Here is a 22,508-nt window from a genome sequence, read left to right as displayed (position 1 = left end):
TTCTTACCCCCCGCAATGCTCCACGAACCGCGCCCGGCACGTGGGGGCCTACGAGCAAGTAAAGGAGAAAAAGCATGTCGAACGAAACCAAGTGCCCGTTCAACCACACCGCAGGCAGCGGCACGACGAACAAGGACTGGTGGCCGAATCAGCTGAACCTCAACGTCCTGCATCGGCATTCGGCGCTGTCCGATCCGATGGACCCGGATTTCGACTACGCCGAGGCGTTCAAGAAGCTGGATCTCGCCGCGGTGAAGCAGGACCTGCACGCGCTGATGACGACGTCGCAGGACTGGTGGCCGGCCGACTTCGGCCACTACGGCGGCCTGTTCGTGCGCATGGCGTGGCATAGCGCGGGCACGTACCGCACGGCCGACGGCCGTGGCGGCGCGGGCGGCGGGCAGCAGCGCTTCGCGCCGCTCAACAGCTGGCCGGACAACGTGAGCCTCGACAAGGCGCGTCGCCTGCTGTGGCCGATCAAGCAGAAGTACGGCCGCAACATCTCGTGGGCCGACCTGCTGATCCTGACCGGCAACGTTGCGCTCGAATCGATGGGCTTCAAGACGTTCGGCTATGCCGGCGGCCGCGTCGACACGTGGGAACCGGACGACGTCTACTGGGGCTCGGAAAAGATCTGGCTGGAACTGAGCGGCGGCCCGAACAGCCGCTACACGGGCAAGCGCGAGCTCGAAAGCCCGCTCGCCGCGGTGCAGATGGGCCTGATCTACGTGAACCCGGAAGGTCCGGACGGCAACCCCGACCCGGTCGCCGCCGCGCACGACATCCGCGAGACGTTCGCGCGGATGGCGATGAACGACGAGGAAACCGTCGCGCTGATCGCGGGCGGTCACACGTTCGGCAAGACGCACGGCGCCGGCCCGGCCTCGAACGTCGGCCCCGAGCCGGAAGCCGCGGGCCTCGAGGAGCAGGGGCTCGGCTGGAAGAGCACCTTCGGCACCGGCAAGGGCAAGGACACGATCACGAGCGGCCTCGAAGTCACGTGGACCTCGACGCCGACGAAGTGGAGCAACGACTTCTTCAAGCACCTGTTCAGCTACGAGTGGGAGCTCACGAAGAGCCCGGCCGGCGCGCACCAGTGGGTCGCGAAGGATGCGGACGAGGTGATTCCCGATGCGTACGACGCGTCGAAGAAGCATCGCCCGACGATGCTGACGACCGACCTGTCGCTGCGTTTCGACCCGGCCTACGAAAAGATCTCGCGCCGCTTCTACGAGAACCCGGCCGAATTCGCCGACGCATTCGCACGTGCGTGGTTCAAGCTGACGCACCGTGACATGGGTCCGCGCTCGCGCTACCTCGGCCCGGAAGTGCCGGCGGAACACCTGCTGTGGCAGGACCCGATCCCGGCCGTCGATCATCCGCTGATCGACGACGCCGACGTCGCCGCGCTGAAGGCGAAGGTGCTGGCCACGGGCCTGTCGGTGTCGCAGCTCGTGTCGACCGCCTGGGCGTCCGCGGCGACGTTCCGCGGGTCGGACAAGCGCGGTGGCGCGAACGGCGCGCGCATCCGCCTCGCGCCGCAGAAGGACTGGGAAGTGAACCAGCCGGCGGCGCTCGCGGCGGTACTCGAAGCGCTCGAAGGCGTGCAGAAGGCGTTCAACGATGCGCAGACGGGCGGCAAGAAGGTGTCGCTGGCCGACCTGATCGTGCTGGCCGGTGCGGCCGGCGTCGAGCAGGCGGCGAAGAACGCGGGCGTCGCGATCACGGTGCCGTTCGCGCCGGGCCGGATGGATGCGTCGCAGGAAGAAACCGACGTCGACGCGATGGCCGTGCTCGAGCCGCTCGCCGACGGGTTCCGCAACTACCTGAAGCACCCGTACAAGACGCCGGCAGAGGCGCTGCTGGTCGACAAGGCGCAACTGCTGACGTTGACGGCGCCGGAGATGACCGTGCTGGTCGGCGGCTTGCGCGTGCTCGGCGCGAACGTCGGCGACTCGAAGCACGGCGTGTTCACCGATCGTCCGGGCACGCTGTCGAACGACTTCTTCGCGAACCTGCTCGACATGCGCACGGAATGGAAGCCGGTGTCGGCCGCGAACGACGTGTTCGAAGGGCGCGATCGCGCGACGGGCGCGGTCAAGTGGACGGGCACGCGCGTCGACCTGATCTTCGGCTCGCACTCGCAACTGCGCGCGCTGGCCGAGGTGTACGGCAGCGCGGATGCGCAGGAGAAGTTCGTGCGCGACTTCGTCGCCGCCTGGAACAAGGTGATGAACCTCGACCGCTTCGACCTCGCATGAACCTGGCCGTGATGCGGTGATGCAGTAAAGCAGTGATGCAGTAACCTGAAACGGCCGGTCGAACGACCGGCCGTTTCTTCTCTGAACGATGTCTTGTCGAAGGAGTGACCATGACGCAAATGATGCTCAACATGCGTGCCGCCGCGTCGCCCATTCTGCGCTCGCCGGTCGAACTGGCGCGCTACGCCGTCGGCTTCGCGATCGTCGTCGGCGGGGCGGTGGAGCTGGTCTCACAGGCGCTGCACGCGCTCGCGCCGGTCGTGTCGGCCGCAGGCGGCTGACGACAACGATGGCAGCGAGGGCAGCGACGATTTCGCGACGCTAGACTGGCGAGTCGCGAACGGATGCCGCGCGACGCGGCATGCGGATTGCTCGACGCATTTTCGCCGGTTCAACATTTCGAATGAGGAGTCCCGAAGATGGCCAAGAAAGGCAACGCCACGCAGATCAACATCGGTATCAGCGACAAGGACCGCAAGAACATCGCGGACGGCCTGTCGCGCCTGCTCGCCGATACGTTTTCGTTGTACCTGAAGACCCACAATTTCCACTGGAACGTGACCGGACCGATGTTCAACACACTGCACCTGATGTTCGAGGAGCAGTACAACGAACTATGGCTCGCGGTCGATTCCGTCGCGGAACGCATTCGCACGCTGGGCGTCGTCGCGCCCGGTACGTTCGGCGAGTTCGCGAAACTGTCGTCGGTGCCGGAAGCGAAGGGCGTGCCGGCCGCCGAGGAAATGATCCGTCAGCTCGTCGAAGGGCACGAGGCGGTCGTGCGCACCGCGCGTGAAATCTTCCCCATCGCCGATGCGGCGAGCGACGAGCCGACCGCGGACCTGCTGACCCAGCGCCTGCAGACGCATGAAAAGACCGCATGGATGCTGCGGTCGCTGCTCGCGTAAGCCGCACGCGGCCGGGGACGGCAGGCCGGCCTGCTTCTGAGCGGCTTTGCATCTGTCCCCGGATTGATGCGCGCCGCTGCGTGGCCGCGCGTAGCGGGTCGCGGCGGCCCGCCGGCCCGCTGCGGTCACCGGCCGCGCGGCGCGCCGACATGACGCGAAGCACCGCTCGGCTCTAAAATGCCGGGATTCTCTTCCCGGTGCTTCGCCATGCTTGCCCGCTTTCCCCTGTATCTGCGGCTCGTCCGGATGGACAAGCCGATCGGCAGCCTGCTGCTGCTGTGGCCGACGCTCAACGCGCTGTGGATCGCGTCGGACGGCCACCCGCGCTGGCCGCTGCTCGTGATCTTCACGCTCGGCACGCTGCTGATGCGCTCGGCCGGCTGCGCGATGAACGACTACGCCGACCGCGATTTCGACCGTCACGTGAAGCGCACGGCCGACCGGCCGCTGACGTCCGGCAAGATCCACGCATGGGAAGCCGTCGCGATCGCGGTCGGGCTGTCGTTCATCGCGTTTTTGCTGATCCTGCCGCTCAATACGCTGACGAAACAATTGTCGGTCGTCGCGCTGTTCGTCGCCGGCTCCTATCCGTTCATGAAGCGCTTCTTCGCGATTCCGCAGGCGTATCTCGGCATCGCGTTCGGCTTCGGCATCCCGATGGCGTTCGCGGCCGTGCAGGATACGGTGCCGATGCTGGCGTGGGTGATGCTGGTCGCGAACATCTTCTGGTCGGTCGCGTACGACACCGAATATGCGATGGTCGATCGCGACGACGACATCAAGATCGGCATCCGCACGTCCGCGCTGACGTTCGGCCGTTTCGACGTCGCGGCCGTGATGGCGTGCTACGCGATGACGCTCGGCATCTACGTGTGGATCGGCGTGACGCTCGGCTTCGGTCCCGCGTACTGGGTGGGCTGGGCGGCGGCGCTCGGCTGCGCGTTGTATCACTACACGCTGATCAAGGACCGCGAACGGATGCCGTGCTTCGCGGCGTTCCGCCACAACAACTGGCTGGGCGGCGTGCTGTTCGCGGGCATCGCCGCGCATTACCTGCTGGCGGGCAACTGAACGACACACCGCGCGCTTTTTCTCGCGGCGCCAACGAAAAAGCGACCTGACGGTCGCTTTTTTTACATCCGGCGCCGGCATGACCGGTGCCGCCGTCACGCTTACGCGCGGCCGAGCTCGTCGCCCATTTCCTTCGCGCGTGCTTCGGCCGCGAGCGCGCCGCGCACGATCGCGTCCTTCACGCCCTGCGCGTCGAACGCCGCGAGCGCGGCGGCCGTCGTGCCGCCCTTCGACGTCACGCGTTCGCGCAGCACGCTGGCCGGCTCGCCCGACTGCGCGGCCAGTTGCGCGGCGCCGGTGAACGTCGCGACCGCGAGCGCGCGGCCCTGCTCGTCGTTCATGCCGAGGCGGCGCGCGGCTTCCTGCAGCGCTTCGATGAAATAGAACACGTACGCGGGGCCGCTGCCCGAAATCGCGGTGACCGCATCGAGCTGCGCTTCGTCGTCGAACCACACGATCTCGCCGACCGCGCCGAGCACGTTCGACGCGAGTTCGCGGCCGGCGGCGTCGACGCCCGGCAGCGCGGCCAGGCCCGTCACGCCCATGCCGACCAGCGCCGGCGTGTTCGGCATCGTGCGCACGACGCGCGCGTAGCCGCCGAGCCAGCGGGCGACATCCGTGCCGCGGATGCCGGCCGCGATGCTGATCACGAGCTGCGACTTCAGGTGCGGCGCCAGCGCCTGCGCGACGTCGTGCAGCACCTGCGGCTTCACCGCGAGCACGATCGCGTCGTAATCGGCGAGCGTCGCGTCGATCGCCGCGCCGGTGTGCACGCCGAATTGCTGTGCCGCGCGCGCGCGGACTTCTTCGTTGACGTCGATGGCATACAGGCCGTCCGCGGCGACGCCGCGCTTGATCAGGCCGCCGATCAGGGCCGCGGCCATGTTGCCGCCGCCGATGAATGCGATTTTCATGATGTCGGGAATGAGCGAGTGAGTGAACGGAAAGGCGGAAAAGGGCGCGGCGTTCAGTGCGAGTAATCGCGCGCGCCGAAGATCGCGGTGCCGACGCGCACGATCGTCGCGCCTTCGAGCACGGCGGCATCGAGATCGGCGGACATGCCCATCGACAGCGTGTCGAGCGGCAGGCCGTCGGCGCGCAACGTGTCGAACAACGCGCGCAGCGCGCGATGCGGCGCGCGTTGCGCGTCGGGGTCGTCGGCCGGTTCGGGAATCGCCATCAGGCCGCGCAGCCGCAGCGACGGCAGCGCGGCGACCGCCCGCGCGACTTCGGCCACGTCGGCCGGCGCGACGCCGCTCTTCGACGCCTCGCCGCTGATGTTCACCTGCACGCACACGTTGAGCGGCGGCAGGTGCGCGGGGCGCTGTTCCGACAGGCGCTGCGCGATCTTCAGCCGGTCGACCGAATGGACCCAGTCGAAGCGCTCGGCGACGGGGCGCGTCTTGTTCGATTGCAGCGGGCCGATGAAATGCCATTCGAGGCTCGCGCGCAGGTCGGCGAGCGCGTCGATCTTGTCGATCGATTCCTGCACGTAGTTTTCGCCGAAGGCGCGTTGGCCGGCCGCATGCGCGGCGCGCACGTCGTCGGCCGGAAACGTCTTCGACACGGCGAGCAGCGCGACGGTGGCGGGATCGCGGCCGGCCGCGCGGGCGGCGTCGGCGATGCGGCGGTGAACGGAGTCGAGACGGGCGGCGAGATCGGACATGACGGGCACGGAAGCAGGCACGGGAGCGGCACGGAAGCGGGCATGAAGCCGATGCGTCGCGATCCGCGGCGCATCGATCCGCTCATTATACGGACGCCGCGCGCGCCCGTTACGAGCGCGAACAGCCCCTAGCCGTACAGCAGATGCTCGACGAGCTGGACCCAGTGGGCGACCGGCACCTGCGTGCCGCTTTGCAGGTGCGCGATGCAGCCGACGTTGCCGGACACGATCATCTGCGGCTCGAGCGCCTGGAGCTTCAGCAGCTTCTGCTTGCGCAACCGGTACGACAGCGACGGCTGCGTCAGCGAGTAGGTGCCGGCCGAGCCGCAGCACAGGTGGCTGTCGGCCGGCAGCCGCACGTCGATGCCGAGCGTCTCCAGCAGGCGCTCGACCTTGCCGCGCGATTGTTGACCGTGCTGCAGCGTGCACGGCGGGTGGTAGGCGACCGTATGGATCGCGCGGCGCCGCGCGATCGTCGCGAGTTCGGCCTCGAACGCGAGCAGCACGTCGGAGATGTCGCGCGTCAGCGACACGATGCGCTGCGCCTTCTCCGCGTAGGCCGGATCGTCGCGCAGCAGGTGCGCGTACTCGAGCACCGTCGCGCCGCAGCCCGACGCGTTCATCACGATCGCCTCGGCGCCCTGTTCGACGTGGGGCCACCACGCGTCGATGTTGCGACGTGCGTCGTCGAGCGCTTCGTCGTGATAGTTCAGATGCAGGCGGATCGCGCCGCAGCAGCCCGCGTCCGGCGCGACGACCGTCTCGATGCCGAGCGCGTCCAGCACGCGCGCGGTCGCGATGTTGATGTTCGGCAGCATGGACGGCTGCACGCAGCCGCCGAGCATCAGCATCTTGCGCGGATGCGTGCGGTGCGGCCATTCGAGCAGCCGCGTGCGCGGCGGCACCTTGTCGCGCAGCCGCTTCGGCAGCAGCGGCCGCACGTGCTGGCCGAGCCGCATCATCGGCGAGAACAGCGCGGCGTTCGGCACGACGCTCGCGAGCACGCGGCGCATCAGCCGCTGCTGCGCGGGGCGCTCCACCTGCGCCTCGACGTGCTTGCGGCCGATCTCGACGAGCCGGCCGTACTGGACGCCGGACGGGCAGGTCGTCTCGCAACTGCGGCACGTGAGGCAGCGGTCGAGATGCTGTTGCGTGCTGCGCGTGACGGCCGCGCCTTCGACCATCTGCTTGATCAGGTAGATGCGGCCGCGCGGGCCGTCGAGTTCGTCGCCGAGCAGTTGATAGGTCGGGCAGGTCGCGGTGCAGAACCCGCAGTGCACGCACTTGCGCAGGATCGCGTCGGCCTCGTCGCCGTCGGGCGTATTGCGGATGAAATCGGCGAGATTCGTTTGCATCCAGCCCTCAGAGCTCAGGGTAAAGCCGGCCGCGATTGAAGATGCGGGCGGGATCGAACGCGCTTTTCAGCCCGCGGTGGATCTTCATCATCGGCGCCGGCAGCGGCGTGAACACGCCCGCGCTGCGGTCGTAGGTGTCGCCCGCGCGGAACAGCGTCGCATGGCCGCCGGCCTGCTTCGCGCTCATGCGCACGGTTTGCGCGTCGGCGTCGGTGATCCACCAGCGCTGCGCGCCGCCCCATTCCATCAACTGGGTGCCCGGCAGGTGCATCGGTTCGGTGATCGACGGCAGCGACAGGCGCCACAGCGCGTAGCCGGGCGGGATGCCGTTGAAGAACGGGTCGGTGTGCTCGCGCAGACCGGACCAGAAGCGCTCGGCCTCGACCGCGTCGACGACTTCGCCGCCGAGCAGCGTTTTCGCGGATTTGACGGCGGCTTCCGCGCCCGACAGGCGCAGCACGAGCGTGCCGTTGCGCCACGCGCTCGCGCTGACCGGCAGCGGATGGCCGCCCCATTCGTTGAGCTTGCGCACCGCGTCGGTCGCGGTCATCTCGAACTTCAGCGTGACTTCGGCGACGGGCATCGGCAGCACCTTGATCGACAGGTCGAGCATCAGCCCGAGCGTACCGAGCGCGCCGGCCATCAGCCGCGACACGTCGTAGCCGGCGACGTTCTTCACCACCTGCCCGCCGAAGCGCAGCATCTCGCCGCGGCCGTTCATCAGCGTAGTGCCGAGCACGAAATCGCGCGGAGCGCCGCAGGTGGCGCGGCGCGGGCCCGCGAGACCGGCTGCGACGCAGCCGCCGACGGTGGCCGCGCGCCCGAAATGCGGCGGTTCGAACGGCAGCATCTGGCCGCACTCGGCGAGGACGGTTTCAAGCTGCGCGAGCGGCGTGCCCGCGCGGACCGTGACGACGAGTTCGGCCGGGTCGTACGACACGACGCCCTGAAACGCGCGCGTGTCGAGTATTTCGCCCTCGAGCGCCTGGCCGTACCAGTCCTTGGTGCCGCCGCCGCGAATCCGCAGCGGCCGGCCGTCGGCACTGGCGGCGCGGATGCGCTCGGCCCATCCGGCGACGATGTCGTCCTCTTCCATGTTCCGTTGCTTTCTCGTCTCGTTGTCCGGTCGATTGTACCGGGGTGGCGCGATTCCACATCGCGACTATCCCTAAGCCCCGTATCGCGTGCGGCAGGCTCGCGCCGGCGCGCGAACGCGCCGCGCGGGCGCGGCAGACCCGCGGACCGCGGCCACCGGTGCGGGCCACGGCCCGCACGCCGCTCAGAAGCGCGGCAGGTCGGGGCGTGGCAGCAGCCCGCCGCGCACGTGCTGGCGACCGTATTCCGCGCAGCGCGCACGGGTCGGGATGCCCTTGTCCGGGTTCAGCAGCCCGGCCGGATCGAACGCGCGCTTGACCGCGAAGAACGCGTCGCGCTCCTGCGGCGAGAACTGCACGCACATCGAATTGAGTTTTTCGATGCCGACACCGTGCTCGCCCGTCACGCTGCCGCCGAATTCCACGCAGCATTCGAGGATTTCCGCGCCGAACTGCTCGGCGCGGTGCAGCTCGTCCGGATCGTTCGCGTTGTACAGGATCAGCGGATGCATGTTGCCGTCGCCCGCATGGAACACGTTGATGCAGCGCAGCCCGTAGCGCGTTTCGAGCTGCTCGATGCGCGCGAGCAGCGGGCCGATCGCGCGGCGCGGCACGGTGCCGTCCATGCAGTAGTAATCGGCGGAAATGCGCCCGGCGGCCGGGAACGCGTTCTTGCGGCCGGACCAGAAGCGCAGCCGTTCATGTTCGTTGCGCGACACCTGGATGCGCGTCGCGCCGTGTTCGCGCAGCACGGCCGTCATCCGCACGATTTCCTCGGCGACTTCTTCCGGCGTGCCGTCCGATTCGCACAGCAGGATCGCCTTCGCGTCGAGGTCGTAGCCCGCGTGCGTGAACGCCTCGACGGCCTGCGTGGCCGGCTTGTCCATCATCTCGAGCCCGGCCGGGATGATGCCCGACGCGATGATCGCTGCCACCGCCTCGCCGCCCTTGACGACGTCGTCGAAGCTCGCCATCACGAGCTGCGCGGTCTGCGGCTTGGGGATCAGCCGCACCGTGACCTCGGTGACGATCGCGAACATCCCTTCGCTGCCGATCATCACCGCGAGCAGGTCGAGGCCCGGCATGTCGAGCGCGAGCGAGCCGAATTCGACGACCTCGCCGTCGATCGTCACCGCGCGCACGCGCATCACGTTGTGCACGGTCAGCCCGTATTTCAGGCAGTGGACGCCGCCGGAGTTTTCCGCGACGTTGCCGCCGATCGTGCACGCGATCTGCGACGACGGATCGGGCGCGTAATACAGGCCGTACGGCGCGGCCGCTTCCGAGATCGCGAGGTTGCGCACGCCGGGCTGCACGGTCGCCGTGCGCGCGTACGGGTCGACTTCGACGATGCGCGTGAAGCGCGCGAGCGACAGCACGACGCCGAGCGCGATCGGCAGCGCGCCGCCCGACAGGCTCGTGCCGGCGCCGCGCGGCACGATCGGCACTTCCATGCGGCGGCAGATCTGCACGATCCGCTGCACTTGCGATTCCGTCTCGGGCAGCGCGACCGCGAGCGGCAGCCGGCGGTACGCGGACAGGCCGTCGCATTCGTACGGCGCCGTGTCCTCGTCGCGGTACAGCAGGCAGTGCGTCGGCAGCACGGCCATCAGCGCCTGCACGACTTCGCGCTGGCGCTGCGCGCGTGCGGCGCTCGACAGTTCGACGGGAGCGTTCATGAAGTCTCCTGCGTGAGGCGCGAGCTCGCGCCGCCGGTCAGCACGTGAAAATCTTGCCCGGATTCATCAGGTTGCGTGGATCGAGCGCGAGCTTGATCGCGCGCATCGTGTCGATCGCGTTGTCGCCGTGCTCCTTCGGCAGGAAGCGCATCTTGTGCAGCCCGACGCCGTGCTCGCCCGTGCAGGTGCCGCCCAGGCGCAGCGCGCGCTCGACGATCCGGTCGTTGATGTGTTCGGCTTCGGCGAGTTCCTCGGGCTTGTCGGGATCGATCAGGATCGCGACGTGGAAATTGCCGTCGCCGACGTGGCCGACGATCGGGCAGGGCAGCGACGACGCGCGCAGGTCGACCTCGGTTTCCTCGACGCACGCGGCGAGCTGCGAGATCGGCACGCACACGTCGGTCGTCACCGCGCGGCAGCCGGGCTTCAACTGCAGCATCGCGAAGTACGCGTTGTGGCGTGCGGACCAGAGCCGCGTGCGATCCTCGGGACGGGTCGCCCATTCGAAGCCCTGGCCGGCGTTCTGGCCGGCGAGCGCCTGCACGAGTTCGGCCTGTTCCTTCACGCCGGCATCGGTGCCATGGAACTCGAAGAACAGCGTCGGCGCCTCGGTCAGCGTCAGGTTCGAGTGACGGTTGATCGAGCGCACCGCGAGCGCATCGACGAATTCGACGCGCGCGATCGGCACGCCGATCTGGATCGTCTCGATCACCGTGCGCACCGCGTCGCCCATCGTCGGGAACGTACAGATCGCGGCCGACACGGCCTCGGGCAGCGGGTGCAGGCGCAGCGTGATCTCGGTGATCACGCCGAGCGTGCCTTCGGACCCGACGAACAGGCGCGTGAGGTCGTAGCCGGCCGACGACTTGCGCGCGCGCGAGCCGGTTTTCACCACGCGGCCGTCCGCGAGCACCGCGGTCAGGCCGAGCACGTTCTCGCGCATCGTGCCGTAGCGTACGGCGTTGGTGCCCGATGCGCGGGTCGCGGTCATCCCGCCGATGCTGGCGTCGGCGCCCGGATCGATCGGGAAGAACAGGCCGGTGTCGCGCAGCGCTTCGTTGAGCGCCTTGCGCGTGATGCCCGGCTCGACCGTCACGGTCAGGTCTTCGGCGTTGATCGACAGCACGCGGTTCATTTCGGACAGGTCGAGCGACACGCCGCCGCGCACCGCGAGCAGGTGGCCTTCGAGCGACGAGCCGGCGCCGTACGGAATCAGCGGCACGCTGTAGAGCGAGCACAGCGACACGACCTCGCGCACGTCGTCGGTGCCGTGCGCGAACACGACGGCGTCGGGCAGTTGCGGATCGAACGGGGATTCGTCGCGGCCGTGATGGGCGCGGACCGCGTCGGCGGTCGACACGCGCTCGCCGAAGGCGGCGCGCAGTGCATCGAGCATGGCGGGGGGCAGCGGGCGGCGCGTGGCGGCCGGCGGGGCAGGGTGATTCACGAATGTCTCCTGACTGCTTGTCGAACTGTCGGCCCATTCTACGCTGTAACGTCCGCTGCGCCTGCCGCCGCGGGCTGCGATAATCGCGTTCCAGCCAACCGGGCCGCGTGGCGGCCGCGCACGAGAGGACATTCGCATGGGCAACCGCTTGAGCAAGATCGCGACGCGCACGGGCGACGACGGCACCACCGGCCTCGGCGACGGGCGGCGCATCGGCAAGGACGACGCGCGGATCGCCGCGATCGGCGACGTCGACGAACTGAACTCGAATCTCGGCGTGCTGCTGGCCGAGACGCTGCCGGACGACGTCCGCACGGCGCTCGTCACGATCCAGCACGACCTGTTCGATCTCGGCGGCGAGCTGTGCATTCCCGGCCACGCGGTGCTCGACGACACGCATCTCGCCCGGCTCGACCAATGGCTCGCCGACTACAACGCGACGCTGCCGCCGCTGAAGGAATTCATCCTGCCGGCCGGCTCGCGCGCGGCGTCGCTCGCGCACGTCTGCCGCACCGTGTGCCGCCGTGCGGAGCGCTCGATCGTCGCGCTCGGGCGTAGCGACACGCTCAATGACGCACCGCGGCGGTACGTGAACCGGCTGTCCGACCTGCTGTTCGTGCTGGCGCGCGTGCTGAACCGCGCGGGCGGCGGCGCCGACGTGCTGTGGGAGCGCGGGCGCGTCCGCTAGCCCGCCGTCGCGTTTTTGCGCACTGCGACAATTTGCCCGGGGGACGTCCGTTTTTAAACATGTATTGTTTGTGCATGTTTAACGGAGAACGAACATGACCCACATCACCGCTGACCAGATGGCCCGTGTGAAGGCCACCGCCCCCGTCCTCGCCGAGCACGGCGCGACGATCACGAAGCACTTCTACCAGCGCATGTTCGCGCGTCATCCGGAACTGAAGAACCTGTTCAACCAGACGCACCAGAAGACCGGCAGCCAGCCCGAGACGCTCGCGAAGGCCGTCTACGCGTATGCGGCGAACATCGACAACCTCGGCGCGCTGGGCGGCGCGGTGTCGCGCATCTCGCACAAGCACGCGAGCCTGAACATCCGCCCCGAGCATTACCCGATCGTCGGCGAGAACCTGCTCGCATCGATCGTCGAGGTGCTCGGCGACGCGGTCGATGCCGACACGCTCGAAGCCTGGCGCGTCGCATACGGCCAGCTCGCGCAGATCATGATCGGCGCCGAGGCCGATCTGTACGCGAACGCCGCGTGGAGCGGCTTCCGTCCGTTCAAGGTCGCGCGCAAGGTGCGTGAAAGCGACGAGATCACGTCGTTCTACCTGACGCCCGCCGACGGCGGCGAAGCGCCGACGTTCGAGCCGGGCCAGTACGTCACGGTGAAGCGCTTCGTCGGCGAGCTCGGCGTCGACCAGCCGCGCCAGTACAGCCTGTCCGATGCGCCGCACGGCCAGTGGCTGCGCATCTCGGTGAAGCGCGAGGCCGGCAAGCCGGAAGCGATTCCGGCCGGCAAGGTGTCGACGCTGATGCACGATGGCGTCGAAGAGGGCGCGATCGTCGAAGTCACCGCGCCGATGGGCGACTTTTCGCTGAAGCGCGACGTGGATACGCCGGTCGTGCTGATCTCGGGCGGCGTCGGCATCACGCCGATGATGTCGATGGCGTCGGCGCTGATCGCGGCGGGCAGCCCGCGCGACGTGCGGTTCATCCACGCCTGCCGTTCGGGCGCGGTGCACGCGTTCCGCGACTGGCTGAACGACACCGTCGGCGAGCACGCGAACGTGAAGCGCACGGTGCTGTACGAACTGGTCGGCCCGAACGATCGCGTCGGCATCGACCACGACCTCGAAGGGCGCCTCACGCCGGAGCGCGTGCAGCAGTACGCGCTGGTGGCGGACGCCGATTACTACATCTGCGGGCCGGTCGCGTTCATGAAGGCCCAGCGCGACGCGCTCGTCGCGCTGGGCGTCGCGCCGGAGCGCGTGAATACCGAGATCTTCGGTTCGGGCGCGCTCGAGTGATGCGCGCACCGATGGTCTCCGGCCAATAAAAAAGCCCGGCGCGAGCCGGGCTTCTTCGTTGCGGATGGCGCGTCAGGCGCGCAGCATCAAGGTGGGGTGATAGCGCCACACCTTGGCATCGGCGCTGATCAGCGGTATCCCTTCATGGAGTGCCTGCGCGACCATCATGCGGTCGAATGGATCGGCATGATCCGGAAAGTCGGGCAGTACGGCGACGCCTTCGACGTGATCGCTGCTGATCGGCAACTCCGCAAAACCCGCAAGCCGAAAGGCCGAACGTGCATCTCTCGGATGGACGGGCAGATTGCCTGTGCGGTACTTGATCGCGATTTCCCAAATTGATGCGGCGCTGACGTACAGCGTGTTTTCGGGATGTTCGATCAACGCGGCCGCGGTTGCCGACAGTTGCGGTGCGCCTTCAGCCGCCCAGAGCGCGATGTGCGTGTCGGGCAGCAGCTTCACGGCGCGAGCCCGTGATCCGAGCTGGCATCGAAGTCGGCGGCGATCGATTCATCGCCGGCATTGAATGCGTCGACGCTTGTCGGGATATTCAATCCGGCCAGCAGCTGACGGGCTGCGCCGATCCGCTTCGGCGCGGCGTAAGGAACGATCCGGGCGACCGGATGCCCATTGCGGGCGATCACGACTTCGGACTCCCGCCCCAATTCAAGCGCTTCGACGAGGCTCGAAAGCCGCGACTTGGCATCGTGCATGTTGACGGTCGGCATGGTCGGCCTCTGATTAGCTAGGTAGTGTTAGCTAGTCTGGCAGGGCGACGCGCCGACCGCAGGCTGGCCGGGTGGCCAATCTGCCGCCAGGCGAGGCCGTACGCGTCCTTCAGTTGCCGCTGCCGCGCGCGACGCGGCGCGCCTTCACCGATTCCGCGAGGCCTTCGAGCACCTTCACGCTGTCGTCCCACGCGATGCACGCGTCGGTGATGCTCTGGCCGTAGGTCAGCGCGCAGCCTTCCTTCAGGTCCTGACGGCCCTCGACCAGGTGCGACTCGATCATCACGCCGACGATGCGTTCGTCGCCGGCCGCGACCTGGCGGCCGATGTCGGCGCACACGGGAATCTGGTTCTCGTGCTTCTTCGAGCTGTTCGCATGGCTCGCGTCGATCATCAGACGCGCGGCGAGGCCGGCCTTGCCGATGTCCGCGCACGCGGCATTCACGCTGTCCGCGTCGTAGTTCGGCGCCTTGCCGCCGCGCAGGATCACGTGGCAGTCCTCGTTGCCGGCCGTCGACACGATCGCCGAATGGCCGCCCTTCGTCACCGACAGGAAATGGTGCGGCTGCGACGCGGCCTTGATCGCGTCGACCGCGATCTTCACGTTGCCGTCGGTGCCGTTCTTGAAGCCGACCGGGCACGACAGCCCCGACGCGAGTTCGCGGTGCACCTGCGACTCGGTCGTGCGCGCGCCGATCGCGCCCCACGAGATCAGGTCGGCGATGTACTGCGGGCTGATCATGTCGAGGTATTCGGTTGCTGCCGGCAGCCCCATTTCGTTGATCTGCAGCAGCAGCTCGCGCGCGGTGCGCAGCCCTTCGTTGATCTTGAAGCTATTGTCGAGGTGCGGATCGTTGATGAGCCCCTTCCAGCCGACCGTCGTGCGCGGCTTCTCGAAGTACACGCGCATCACGATTTCGAGTTCGCCCTTGAAGCGCTCGCGTTCCTTCACGAGCCGGCCCGCGTATTCGATCGCCGCCTTCGTGTCATGGATCGAGCACGGCCCGATCACGACGATCAGCCGGTCGTCCATCCCGTGCAGGATGCGGTGCATCGACTGGCGCGAGTGGTAGATCAGCTCGGACGCGGCTTCGGAGCACGCGAATTCGCGGATCAGGTGGGCGGGCGGCGTCAGTTCCTTGAGTTCGCGGATGCGGACGTCGTCGGTGTTGTGCGGGGGCATGCTGTTTCTCCTCATTTTCCGGGCGCCGTTCGGTCAGTGGGCGTGCGGCAGATTCATCGATTCGGGCGATTCAGTGGTGTCGGTCGGGGCTGCTGAACGGCTGCGGCGGCGACCGGCTGGCGAAGGGCGAAAAAAAACCGCCGGGTTCGCCGGCGGTTTTTTCGGGAATTTCGGTTGCGCTTTACGCGCCATCAACCCTCTCGATCCGCCAGCGGTCTGAGATACCAAAAAAAGTAAAAGTAAAACTTGGCGGACATGACGGAAATTCGGCTCGTCAAAAAAGTTGATTCGGAATTTATACCCCGTCCCCGTCCGGCTGGCAACCGGGAACCGTCGAAAATGCGGACAATCCGCGCGTTTTCGTCAAACTGCGCGGATTGTCTGCGCCGCGATGCGGTTATGCCGTACCGCCGACCGTCATCTTGTCGATCCGCAGGGTCGGCTGGCCGACGCCGACCGGCACGCTCTGGCCTTCCTTGCCGCATACGCCGACGCCCGTGTCGAGCGACATGTCGTTGCCGATCATGCTCACGTACTTCAGCGATTCCGGGCCGCTGCCGATCAGCGTCGCGCCCTTCACCGGGTAGGTGATCTTGCCGTTCTCGATCATGTACGCCTCGGACGCCGAGAACACGAACTTGCCGTTCGTGATGTCGACCTGGCCGCCGCCGAAGTTCACCGCGTACAGGCCGTTCTTCACCGACGCGATGATTTCTTGCGGATCCTTGTCGCCGTTCAGCATGTAGGTGTTCGTCATGCGCGGCATCGGCAGCGCCGCGTACGACTCGCGCCGCGCGTTGCCCGTGACCGGCATCTTCATCAGGCGCGCGTTCAGCGTGTCCTGGATGTAGCCCTTCAGGATGCCGTCCTCGATCAGCGTCGTGCACTGCGTCGGGTTGCCCTCGTCGTCGATGTTCAGCGAGCCGCGGCGGTTCGGCAGCGTGCCGTCGTCGACCACCGTCACGCCCTTCGCGGCGACCTGCTCGCCGATCCGGCCCGCGAACGCGGACGAGCCCTTGCGGTTGAAGTCGCCTTCGAGGCCGTGGCCGATCGCCTCGTGCAGCAGCACGCCCGGCCAGCCCGGCCCGAGCACGACCGTCATCGCGCCGGCCGGCGCGGGACGTGCATCGAGGTTGACGAGCGCCGCGTGCACGGCGTCGTCGACGTAGCGCGACAGCACGTCGTCGGTGAAGTAGCCGTAGTCGAAGCGGCCGCCGCCGCCGCCCGAGCCGATCTCGCGACGGCCGTTCTGCTCGGCGATCACCGTCACCGACACGCGTACGAGCGGGCGGATGTCGGCCGCGAGTGCGCCGTCGCTGCGTGCGACCAGCACGACGTCGTATTCGCCGGCGAGGCCCGCCATCACCTGCGTGATGCGCGGATCGCGCCCGCGCGCCATCTGCTCGATGCGTTCGAGCAGCTTGACCTTGGCCGTCGCGTCGAGCGACGCGAGCGGGTCGGACGGCAGGTACAGGTCGCGGCCCGAGATGCCCGTCAGCGACGTGGCTGCCTTGATCTTCTGGCGGCCGCCGCCGGCCGCCGCGATCGCCTTGGTGGCGGCGGCGGCTTGCGCGATCGCTTCGGGCGACAGGTCGTCCGAGTACGCGAACGCGGTGCGGTCGCCCGCGACCGCGCGCACGCCGACGCCCTGGTCGATGCTGAAGCTGCCCGATTTGACGATGCCTTCCTCGAGGCTCCACGCTTCGCTGCGGGTCGCCTGGAAGTACAGGTCCGCGTAGTCGACGCGATGCGTGAAGATGTCGGCGATCGTGCGCGTGAGCAGGCTTTCGTCGAGGCCGTACGGCGTGAGCAGGATGTCCTTCGCCAGCGCGAGGTTGCGGATGCCGGGTTCGATGATGTTCATGCGGATATCGGGGTTTCTCAAAAAGTTGTCGGGTGCTGCCGGGCAGATGGGTGGGCCGCGCGGCGTTTCAAGCGGTGCGGCGGATTCAGGTCAGCACGCGGTGCCGCCACGCAGGCAGGCTCTGGCGTACGTCGGCGATGCGTTGCGGATCGATCGCGCCGAGCACGACGCTGGCGCCCTCGTCGCGCACCGCGACGATCTCGCCCCACGGGTCGATCAGCATGCTGTGGCCCCACGTGCGCCGGCCGTTCTCGTGCTTGCCGCCCTGCGCGGCCGCGAGCACGTAGCACTGGTTCTCGACGGCCCGCGCGCGCAGCAGCGTTTCCCAGTGTGCGCGGCCCGTCGTATACGTAAACGCCGACGGCACGACCATCAGCGCGCAGTCGCCCATGCGGCGATACAGCTCCGGAAAGCGGAGATCGTAACAGACCGACAGGCCGACCTGCCCGAACGGCGCGTCGAACGCGACGACCGTGTCGCCCGCGCGGATCGTGCGCGCCTCGTCGAACGATTCGTCGCCTTTCTCGAAGTTGAACAGGTGGATCTTGTCGTAGCGCGCGGCTTCGTTGCCGGACGGATCGAACACGAGCGTCGTGTTCAGCACGCGATCGGGTTCGGGCGCCTTCAGCGGCAGCGTGCCGCCGATCACCCAGATGCCGTGGCGGCGCGCGGCGTCGGCGAGGAACTGCTGGATCGGGCCGTCCCGGTACGGTTCGGCGAGCGCGAGCTTGTCGGTGTCACGGTGGCCCATGAAGCAGAAATACTCGGGCAGCAGCACGAGCTGCGCGCCTTCGCCGGCGGCTTCCGCGATCAGGCGGCGCGCTTCGGCGAGATTGCGTGTGACGTCCGGCGTGCTCACCATCTGCAGCGCGGCGACCTGGAAGGGCGTGGCGGAACGGGCGTGGTCGGTCATCGCGGAATCGGTTGCGTCATAAATGGGGTGCGGCCCGGCGCCCTGCGTGGTGCGATGCGCGCTCAATGGCTCGCCGCATCGGCCGGACCGTGATTCATCTTACCCTGATCGCTCCGCACCCGCTCGATGTGCGGGTGCGCCCACGAGCCGGTGATCGCGTAGTCGAGCGCGAACGCGCGCGACAGCGTCTCGGACAGCGCGTAGTTCGCGGCCAGTACGCCGACGCCGAGCAGCGGGTTGATGATGGCCGCGCCGATCGCGGCCGCGCCCGCGCTGATTTTCGGCGCGACGTGCGCATGCAGGTCCTGTGTCTCGGTGCCGAGATCGACCGCGCCGCGCACGGTGACGTTCGCGGGCCCCGTCATCATCGAGAAATCGTCGGTGCGCGCGATCCCGTTCGAGATTCGGCCGGTGCCGGTGATCTTGTCGAACGGCAGCCCCTTGCCAACCACGTCGCGGAAGTTCAGCGTCAGGAAGCGCGCGAGGCTCTGCAGGCTCAGCACGCCGAGGAGTTTCGCCGCGCCCGGATCGACCTTCAGGATCTGCCCGTGTTCGAGGTCGAGCGCGACCTGCCCGCCGAGCGACGGGAAGTCGAGCGCGGTCGGGCCGCCGCGCCAGCCGACCTTGCCCGTGACCGAGCCGTGACCGTCCGCGAGCGTGCGCGGCAGGCCGACGCGGTCGAGCAGCGCGCCCGCGTTGTCGATGTCGAGCTTGAAGTCGAACACGGTCCGGCGCGGCGCGTCGTTTTCGTCGACGCCGCGGGCCAGTGCGCGGCGCGAGGTGCGCCAGTTGCCGGTCGCCGTGAGCTTCGCGGCCGGGTTCGACAGTTCCAGCTTGTCGAGCTGCCACACCGGCGTGCCGTCTTCGTCAATGTTGCGCGCGTTGACGACGAGCCGGCCGATGTCGTGATCGCGCGCAACGACCTGGTCGACGATCAGGTCGATCGACGGCATCGGCCGGTCGGTCGGCGTCGGCAGGTTCATCGCGCGGCCGACGAGGTCGTGCTGCGAGCTCTGCGGCACGACCAGCTTCGCGAGCCGCGCGTTCAGCACGCCCGCGCCGTTGTGACCGCCGCCCGGCGCCCACGACAGGTAGCCCGACACCTGGTTCGACGCGATGTTGGCCTGCCACAGGTCGTCGACGTGCGACGCGCCGACGATCACGTTCTCCCAGTTGCGCTTGAGCAGCTTCAGCGTGCCGAAGTGGAACGCGAAGCGCTTCGGCGCGAAGCTCGCGAAATCGACGCGCGGCGCGGCTTGCGGTTCCGGCGCCCGCGGCGTGTCGGGCTGCAGCGTGTGGGCGAGGGCGAGCCACGCGTCGGCGTCCAGCTCGGTGACGTCGACGGCCGCGCTCACGCCGTCCTGCGGCATGTCGGGCATCCGGTGGATGCCCATCGCGCCGCGCACCGCGCGCAGCGGCTGGCCGCGCGTCGCGTCGAGCAGGTAGGTCGCGGACACGGGGCCGAGCGTCAGGTCGGCATGTTCGAGGCGTTTGCCGTCCGCCTGCGGCGCCGGCTGCAGCGTGAAGCGGAACGGCATCGGCGTGCCGGCCGGTTTCGCGAACGGCGCCGGGAAGTTCAGCGCGACGCCGGTCAGGTCGGATTGCGCGCTGACGTCGGGCAGGCGGCCCGGCGCGCCGCGCACCGCGACCTTGTACGGCGCGTCGCCGACCACGTGTTCGAGCAGCGCGGCGGCCGCGCCGTGCAGGTTCAGGCCGCGCGCGGCGTCGAGCGCGAGCCGGCCGTCGACGTCCACCGCGTACGGGCCGTGTGACTGGAAGGTGCCGTTCGCGCGCACCGGGCCGCCGAGGAAGCGCCCCGACAGCGCGTGCAGCGACGCGCCCGCCTCGGTGAAGCGGACGCTGCCGCGCAGCGCCGACAGCGGCGGCACGCCGCTCGTCGACAGCGTGTTGCCGCCGAACCCGAGCGCGCCTTCGATGTGCGTGTGCGGATGGGCGACGTGCTGCGGAATCGTGATCTTGAGCGCGAGCGACGCGGGGCCCTGCGCGTCGATCCGCTGGCCGATGTGGTTGCTCATCGTGCCGAGCGAGCTGTTGTCCGCGTAGTCGATCAGGTCGGCGAGCGGGCCCTGCGCATGGCCGTCGATGATCAGCGGCGAGTGCGACGGATTGCCGAGGTCGTCGATGCGGCCCGCGACCTTCGTCAGCGCGACGCGCTTGTAGTGTGCACGGTCGATGTCGAAACGCAGCTTGTTCTGCGCGAGCTCGAACACGCCGTCGATTCCGTCGAGCGCCGGCCAGACGCTCGGCGTGCCGTTCGCAAGCTTGCGCGGCGGGTACGGCGTCGGCTCGAAGCGGCCGCCGGTGAACGGCGCGACGATGTGGAACACGCCGGCGTCCGGCTCGTGTTCGAACGGGAATTTCTCGAGCGGGCCGCGCGCGACGATCGATGCGCCCTTGGTCACCTTGCCGTCCTGCAGCGCGTGGCCGAGATAGTCGCGCAGGTGCTCGGACATCCCGGTCGGCAGGTAGCGCGGAATGCGCGCGACCGACGCGCGCGCGAAATCGGCGCGCAGGTCGAGCGAGCCGCGGCCGTGGCCGGGGTTCGTGTACGAGCCCGACACCGCGATTTCGGCATCCGGGTTCGACACGAGCAGGTCGGGCAGCGACACGTCGACGCGCGCGTGCTTGTCGCCGGGCGCGGGCGTGATCGTCCATTTGGCATTGCCGCGCAGCCGGTCGAACGTCAGGCGCGGCTCGTCGAATTCGCCGGGCACGGTGACGGCCGCGTTGACCGTGTCGATATGCGCGGCGCCGCCGGTCTCGTTCGCATCGACGCGGCCCCACAGGTTCTCGACGCCCGGCCAGCCGGCGCGCGGGTGGCCGCGCGGCGAGAGCCCGGGCGGCGGCTCCTGCGCGGCGAAGCTGATGCCTTGCAGATCGCCGAGGAAGCGGTAGCGGACGATCGGTGCGGCGCCCATGCGCCGCTCCTCGTCGGCGAGATCGGGGTGCGCGGGTTTCGCGCGCTCGACCTCGATGTGATAGTTCGACACCATCCCGCGCGGGTCGATCTTGATCAGCTCGTTGCGCAGGCGCGCCGGCAGCGGCAGGCCGCGGATGAATTCGCTGAGGATGCCGAGATCGACGCGGTCGCCGACCACGCTGAGCAGTTGCCCCTGGTTCGCGGTCGGCACGCGGTAGCGCGCCGTCAGCGTCGACAGCGCGAGCGAGCGCGCGAGCGGCGTGCCGTCCGGCAGCGGCGGCTGGCCGAGTTCCGCATTGAAGCGCGTCAGGTGCAGCGTGTAGTCGTGGCCCGCGTCGAGCACCATGTCCCAGCCGAAGCCGACCGTCGGCACGTCGAGCCGCGGTTGCGTCGGGCGCACGCGCAGCGCGACGTCGGCGCCTTGCAGGTCGCCGCCCGCCGAGCGCAAGTGGCCGTCGCCGAAGGTCGCCCAGATCGCGTTGTCGATCCGCCCCGCGTGGATCGTGAGCGGCACGTCGAGATAGCGCGTGAGCGTCTGCAGGTCGACGGGGCCGGTCGACAGGTACGCGTCGCCGGTCCAGTTCGCCGGCTTGCCGATCGGCGCGAGCGGCTTGTGTTTGAAGCGTGCGCGGAAATCGAGCGGGCCGAGCAGCAGCGTGCCGTTGGCCGGCGCCTGCAGCGCCGCCTTGTGCACGCGGCCGTCGTTGAGCACCGCGAGCCGGATGCCCGACAGCACGAGCTCCGGTGCGTCGTGCTGCGCGTCGCGCCAGCGCAGCGTGCCGCCGCGCAGCACGATCGCCTCCTGCTTCAGCAGCCAGGTGCCGAACGTGTCGTTGCCGCCGTGGGTGGTGGCCACGCCGACGCCCGCGACGCTCAGCGAGCCGTCGGCCGCCCGCGCGACGACCAGGTCGGGCTGGTCGACGATCAGGCTCGACAGCGCGGGCGACAGCCGCAGCAGCGACATCCACGACAGCGCGGCGGTCGCATGCGGCACCGACAGCGCGACCTTGCCGTCACGGCCGCGGATCGTCAGGTTCGTGAGTTCGACGCCCGGCTGCATGCCGGACCAGTTCGGGGAAAGCTTGCCGATCGAAAGCTGCGCGTGGAGCTTGTCGGACACCGCGCGCTCGATGCGCGGGCGGAATTCGTCGATGCGGGGCAGCAGCACGTAGCGCAGCCCGAGGAAGGCGCCGGACGCGACGAAGTAGGTGCCGATCCCGACTGCCAGCGTCACCCTGAACACGCGACGCAGGACCGGATGATCGTGCTTCGGAGGTCCCGCTTCGGGCGCAGCTACGGCGGATTCCTGACGGTCGGACATGCGGCGGACGGGCGGCGATATGGTAGTTTTGCAGACTGACGTTGAAATGTATCACACGGGTTCGTGCCGGCGGCCGTTGGGGCAGC

At 68.7% G+C, this 22,508-nt stretch carries 19 protein-coding genes; 7 read left to right on the top strand and 12 right to left on the bottom strand.

The window, feature by feature from the left end; translation table 11 throughout:
• Positions 1–74 precede the first annotated feature (74 nt).
• The 4 genes from katG (at position 75) to ubiA (ending at position 4,240) form a co-directional block, all read left to right on the top strand.
• Complete coding sequence (gene katG, locus H0X90_RS19710; protein WP_077055952.1) at positions 75–2,261, top strand: catalase/peroxidase HPI; 2,187 nt, start codon at positions 75–77, stop codon at positions 2,259–2,261.
• A gap of 110 nt (positions 2,262–2,371) precedes the next feature.
• Positions 2,372–2,542 (top strand): hypothetical protein, encoded by a 171-nt coding sequence (locus H0X90_RS19705; protein WP_006483662.1) that lies wholly within the window; start codon positions 2,372–2,374, stop codon positions 2,540–2,542.
• Between the two features lie 138 nt (positions 2,543–2,680).
• Positions 2,681–3,169 (top strand): non-specific DNA-binding protein DpsA, encoded by a 489-nt coding sequence (gene dpsA, locus H0X90_RS19700; protein WP_006483665.1) that lies wholly within the window; start codon positions 2,681–2,683, stop codon positions 3,167–3,169.
• A gap of 207 nt (positions 3,170–3,376) precedes the next feature.
• Positions 3,377–4,240 carry a 4-hydroxybenzoate octaprenyltransferase gene (gene ubiA / locus H0X90_RS19695; RefSeq protein ID WP_034201004.1) on the top strand — a complete coding sequence of 288 codons (864 nt, stop codon included), beginning with the start codon at positions 3,377–3,379 and terminating at the stop codon, positions 4,238–4,240.
• A gap of 101 nt (positions 4,241–4,341) precedes the next feature.
• On the opposite strand, the gene proC is transcribed toward ubiA, so the two are convergent.
• The 6 genes from proC to H0X90_RS19665 form a co-directional block, all read right to left on the bottom strand.
• Positions 4,342–5,154: a pyrroline-5-carboxylate reductase gene (gene proC, locus H0X90_RS19690; RefSeq protein WP_077189448.1), complete on the bottom strand. Its 813-nt coding sequence runs from the start codon at positions 5,152–5,154 to the stop codon at positions 4,342–4,344.
• Between the two features lie 53 nt (positions 5,155–5,207).
• The gene (locus tag H0X90_RS19685; RefSeq protein ID WP_006497504.1) at positions 5,208–5,906 is read right to left on the bottom strand and encodes a YggS family pyridoxal phosphate-dependent enzyme; all 699 of its coding nucleotides are present in this window, start codon (positions 5,904–5,906) and stop codon (positions 5,208–5,210) included.
• Positions 5,907–6,034: 128 nt separating this feature from the next.
• Positions 6,035–7,261 (bottom strand): glycolate oxidase subunit GlcF, encoded by a 1,227-nt coding sequence (glcF, locus tag H0X90_RS19680; protein WP_006488935.1) that lies wholly within the window; start codon positions 7,259–7,261, stop codon positions 6,035–6,037.
• A gap of 7 nt (positions 7,262–7,268) precedes the next feature.
• Positions 7,269–8,357 carry a glycolate oxidase subunit GlcE gene (gene glcE, locus H0X90_RS19675; RefSeq protein WP_006488938.1) on the bottom strand — a complete coding sequence of 363 codons (1,089 nt, stop codon included), beginning with the start codon at positions 8,355–8,357 and terminating at the stop codon, positions 7,269–7,271.
• A gap of 183 nt (positions 8,358–8,540) precedes the next feature.
• Complete coding sequence (locus H0X90_RS19670; protein ID WP_006492994.1) at positions 8,541–10,034, bottom strand: FAD-linked oxidase C-terminal domain-containing protein; 1,494 nt, start codon at positions 10,032–10,034, stop codon at positions 8,541–8,543.
• A 37-nt stretch (positions 10,035–10,071) separates the two neighbouring features.
• Complete coding sequence (locus tag H0X90_RS19665; RefSeq protein ID WP_077189447.1) at positions 10,072–11,481, bottom strand: FAD-binding oxidoreductase; 1,410 nt, start codon at positions 11,479–11,481, stop codon at positions 10,072–10,074.
• Positions 11,482–11,617: 136 nt separating this feature from the next.
• Here H0X90_RS19665 and H0X90_RS19660 point away from each other — a divergent pair, with 136 nt between their 5' ends.
• Complete coding sequence (locus H0X90_RS19660) at positions 11,618–12,169, top strand: cob(I)yrinic acid a,c-diamide adenosyltransferase (RefSeq protein ID WP_006497500.1); 552 nt, start codon at positions 11,618–11,620, stop codon at positions 12,167–12,169.
• A gap of 94 nt (positions 12,170–12,263) precedes the next feature.
• Positions 12,264–13,472 (top strand): NO-inducible flavohemoprotein, encoded by a 1,209-nt coding sequence (gene hmpA, locus H0X90_RS19655; RefSeq protein WP_062884107.1) that lies wholly within the window; start codon positions 12,264–12,266, stop codon positions 13,470–13,472.
• Between the two features lie 72 nt (positions 13,473–13,544).
• Here hmpA and H0X90_RS19650 read toward each other — a convergent pair whose 3' ends face one another.
• The 3 genes from H0X90_RS19650 to aroG all read right to left on the bottom strand — a co-directional run bounded on the left by H0X90_RS19650 (position 13,545) and on the right by aroG (position 15,383).
• Positions 13,545–13,934, bottom strand: a complete 390-nt coding sequence (locus H0X90_RS19650) for a type II toxin-antitoxin system VapC family toxin (protein ID WP_077189446.1) — start codon at positions 13,932–13,934, stop codon at positions 13,545–13,547.
• The gene (locus H0X90_RS19645; protein ID WP_006489304.1) at positions 13,931–14,200 is read right to left on the bottom strand and encodes a type II toxin-antitoxin system Phd/YefM family antitoxin; all 270 of its coding nucleotides are present in this window, start codon (positions 14,198–14,200) and stop codon (positions 13,931–13,933) included. The genes H0X90_RS19650 and H0X90_RS19645 overlap by 4 nt, the downstream gene beginning before the upstream one ends.
• Before the next feature lie 109 nt (positions 14,201–14,309).
• Positions 14,310–15,383 carry a 3-deoxy-7-phosphoheptulonate synthase AroG gene (aroG, locus tag H0X90_RS19640; RefSeq protein WP_006489288.1) on the bottom strand — a complete coding sequence of 358 codons (1,074 nt, stop codon included), beginning with the start codon at positions 15,381–15,383 and terminating at the stop codon, positions 14,310–14,312.
• On the opposite strand from aroG, the gene H0X90_RS19635 reads away from it, so the two are divergent.
• Positions 15,382–15,603: a hypothetical protein gene (locus H0X90_RS19635; protein WP_006497499.1), complete on the top strand. Its 222-nt coding sequence runs from the start codon at positions 15,382–15,384 to the stop codon at positions 15,601–15,603. The genes aroG and H0X90_RS19635 overlap by 2 nt on opposite strands.
• A gap of 177 nt (positions 15,604–15,780) precedes the next feature.
• On the opposite strand, the gene tldD is transcribed toward H0X90_RS19635, so the two are convergent.
• The 3 genes from tldD to H0X90_RS19620 form a co-directional block, all read right to left on the bottom strand.
• A complete protein-coding gene (tldD, locus tag H0X90_RS19630; RefSeq protein ID WP_006489294.1) occupies positions 15,781–17,247 on the bottom strand; it encodes a metalloprotease TldD in 1,467 nt (488 codons plus the stop codon).
• 85 nt (positions 17,248–17,332) lie between these two features.
• Positions 17,333–18,160, bottom strand: a complete 828-nt coding sequence (locus H0X90_RS19625; RefSeq protein WP_034200997.1) for a carbon-nitrogen hydrolase family protein — start codon at positions 18,158–18,160, stop codon at positions 17,333–17,335.
• 62 nt (positions 18,161–18,222) lie between these two features.
• Positions 18,223–22,422 (bottom strand): YhdP family protein, encoded by a 4,200-nt coding sequence (locus H0X90_RS19620; RefSeq protein WP_077189445.1) that lies wholly within the window; start codon positions 22,420–22,422, stop codon positions 18,223–18,225.
• Positions 22,423–22,508 lie beyond the last annotated feature (86 nt).

Source organism: Burkholderia sp. 9775_39 (assembly GCF_015712225.1).
Classification (GTDB): domain Bacteria; phylum Pseudomonadota; class Gammaproteobacteria; order Burkholderiales; family Burkholderiaceae; genus Burkholderia; species Burkholderia cenocepacia.
This window is presented reverse-complemented; position numbering and strand designations above follow the sequence as displayed.

Excerpts from the sequence above, each read along its gene's own strand:
- katG (WP_077055952.1), top strand. The coding sequence starts at position 75 with ATGTCGAACGAAACCAAGTGCCCGTTCAACCACACCGCAGGCAGCGGC.
- H0X90_RS19705 (WP_006483662.1), top strand. The coding sequence starts at position 2,372 with ATGACGCAAATGATGCTCAACATGCGTGCCGCCGCGTCGCCCATTCTG.
- dpsA (WP_006483665.1), top strand. The coding sequence starts at position 2,681 with ATGGCCAAGAAAGGCAACGCCACGCAGATCAACATCGGTATCAGCGAC.
- ubiA (WP_034201004.1), top strand. The coding sequence starts at position 3,377 with ATGCTTGCCCGCTTTCCCCTGTATCTGCGGCTCGTCCGGATGGACAAG.
- proC (WP_077189448.1), bottom strand. The coding sequence starts at position 5,154 with ATGAAAATCGCATTCATCGGCGGCGGCAACATGGCCGCGGCCCTGATC.
- H0X90_RS19685 (WP_006497504.1), bottom strand. The coding sequence starts at position 5,906 with ATGTCCGATCTCGCCGCCCGTCTCGACTCCGTTCACCGCCGCATCGCC.
- glcF (WP_006488935.1), bottom strand. The coding sequence starts at position 7,261 with ATGCAAACGAATCTCGCCGATTTCATCCGCAATACGCCCGACGGCGAC.
- glcE (WP_006488938.1), bottom strand. The coding sequence starts at position 8,357 with ATGGAAGAGGACGACATCGTCGCCGGATGGGCCGAGCGCATCCGCGCC.
- H0X90_RS19670 (WP_006492994.1), bottom strand. The coding sequence starts at position 10,034 with ATGAACGCTCCCGTCGAACTGTCGAGCGCCGCACGCGCGCAGCGCCAG.
- H0X90_RS19660 (WP_006497500.1), top strand. The coding sequence starts at position 11,618 with ATGGGCAACCGCTTGAGCAAGATCGCGACGCGCACGGGCGACGACGGC.
- hmpA (WP_062884107.1), top strand. The coding sequence starts at position 12,264 with ATGACCCACATCACCGCTGACCAGATGGCCCGTGTGAAGGCCACCGCC.
- H0X90_RS19645 (WP_006489304.1), bottom strand. The coding sequence starts at position 14,200 with ATGCCGACCGTCAACATGCACGATGCCAAGTCGCGGCTTTCGAGCCTC.
- H0X90_RS19635 (WP_006497499.1), top strand. The coding sequence starts at position 15,382 with ATGCTGTTTCTCCTCATTTTCCGGGCGCCGTTCGGTCAGTGGGCGTGC.
- aroG (WP_006489288.1), bottom strand. The coding sequence starts at position 15,383 with ATGCCCCCGCACAACACCGACGACGTCCGCATCCGCGAACTCAAGGAA.
- tldD (WP_006489294.1), bottom strand. The coding sequence starts at position 17,247 with ATGAACATCATCGAACCCGGCATCCGCAACCTCGCGCTGGCGAAGGAC.
- H0X90_RS19625 (WP_034200997.1), bottom strand. The coding sequence starts at position 18,160 with ATGACCGACCACGCCCGTTCCGCCACGCCCTTCCAGGTCGCCGCGCTG.
- H0X90_RS19620 (WP_077189445.1), bottom strand. The coding sequence starts at position 22,422 with ATGTCCGACCGTCAGGAATCCGCCGTAGCTGCGCCCGAAGCGGGACCT.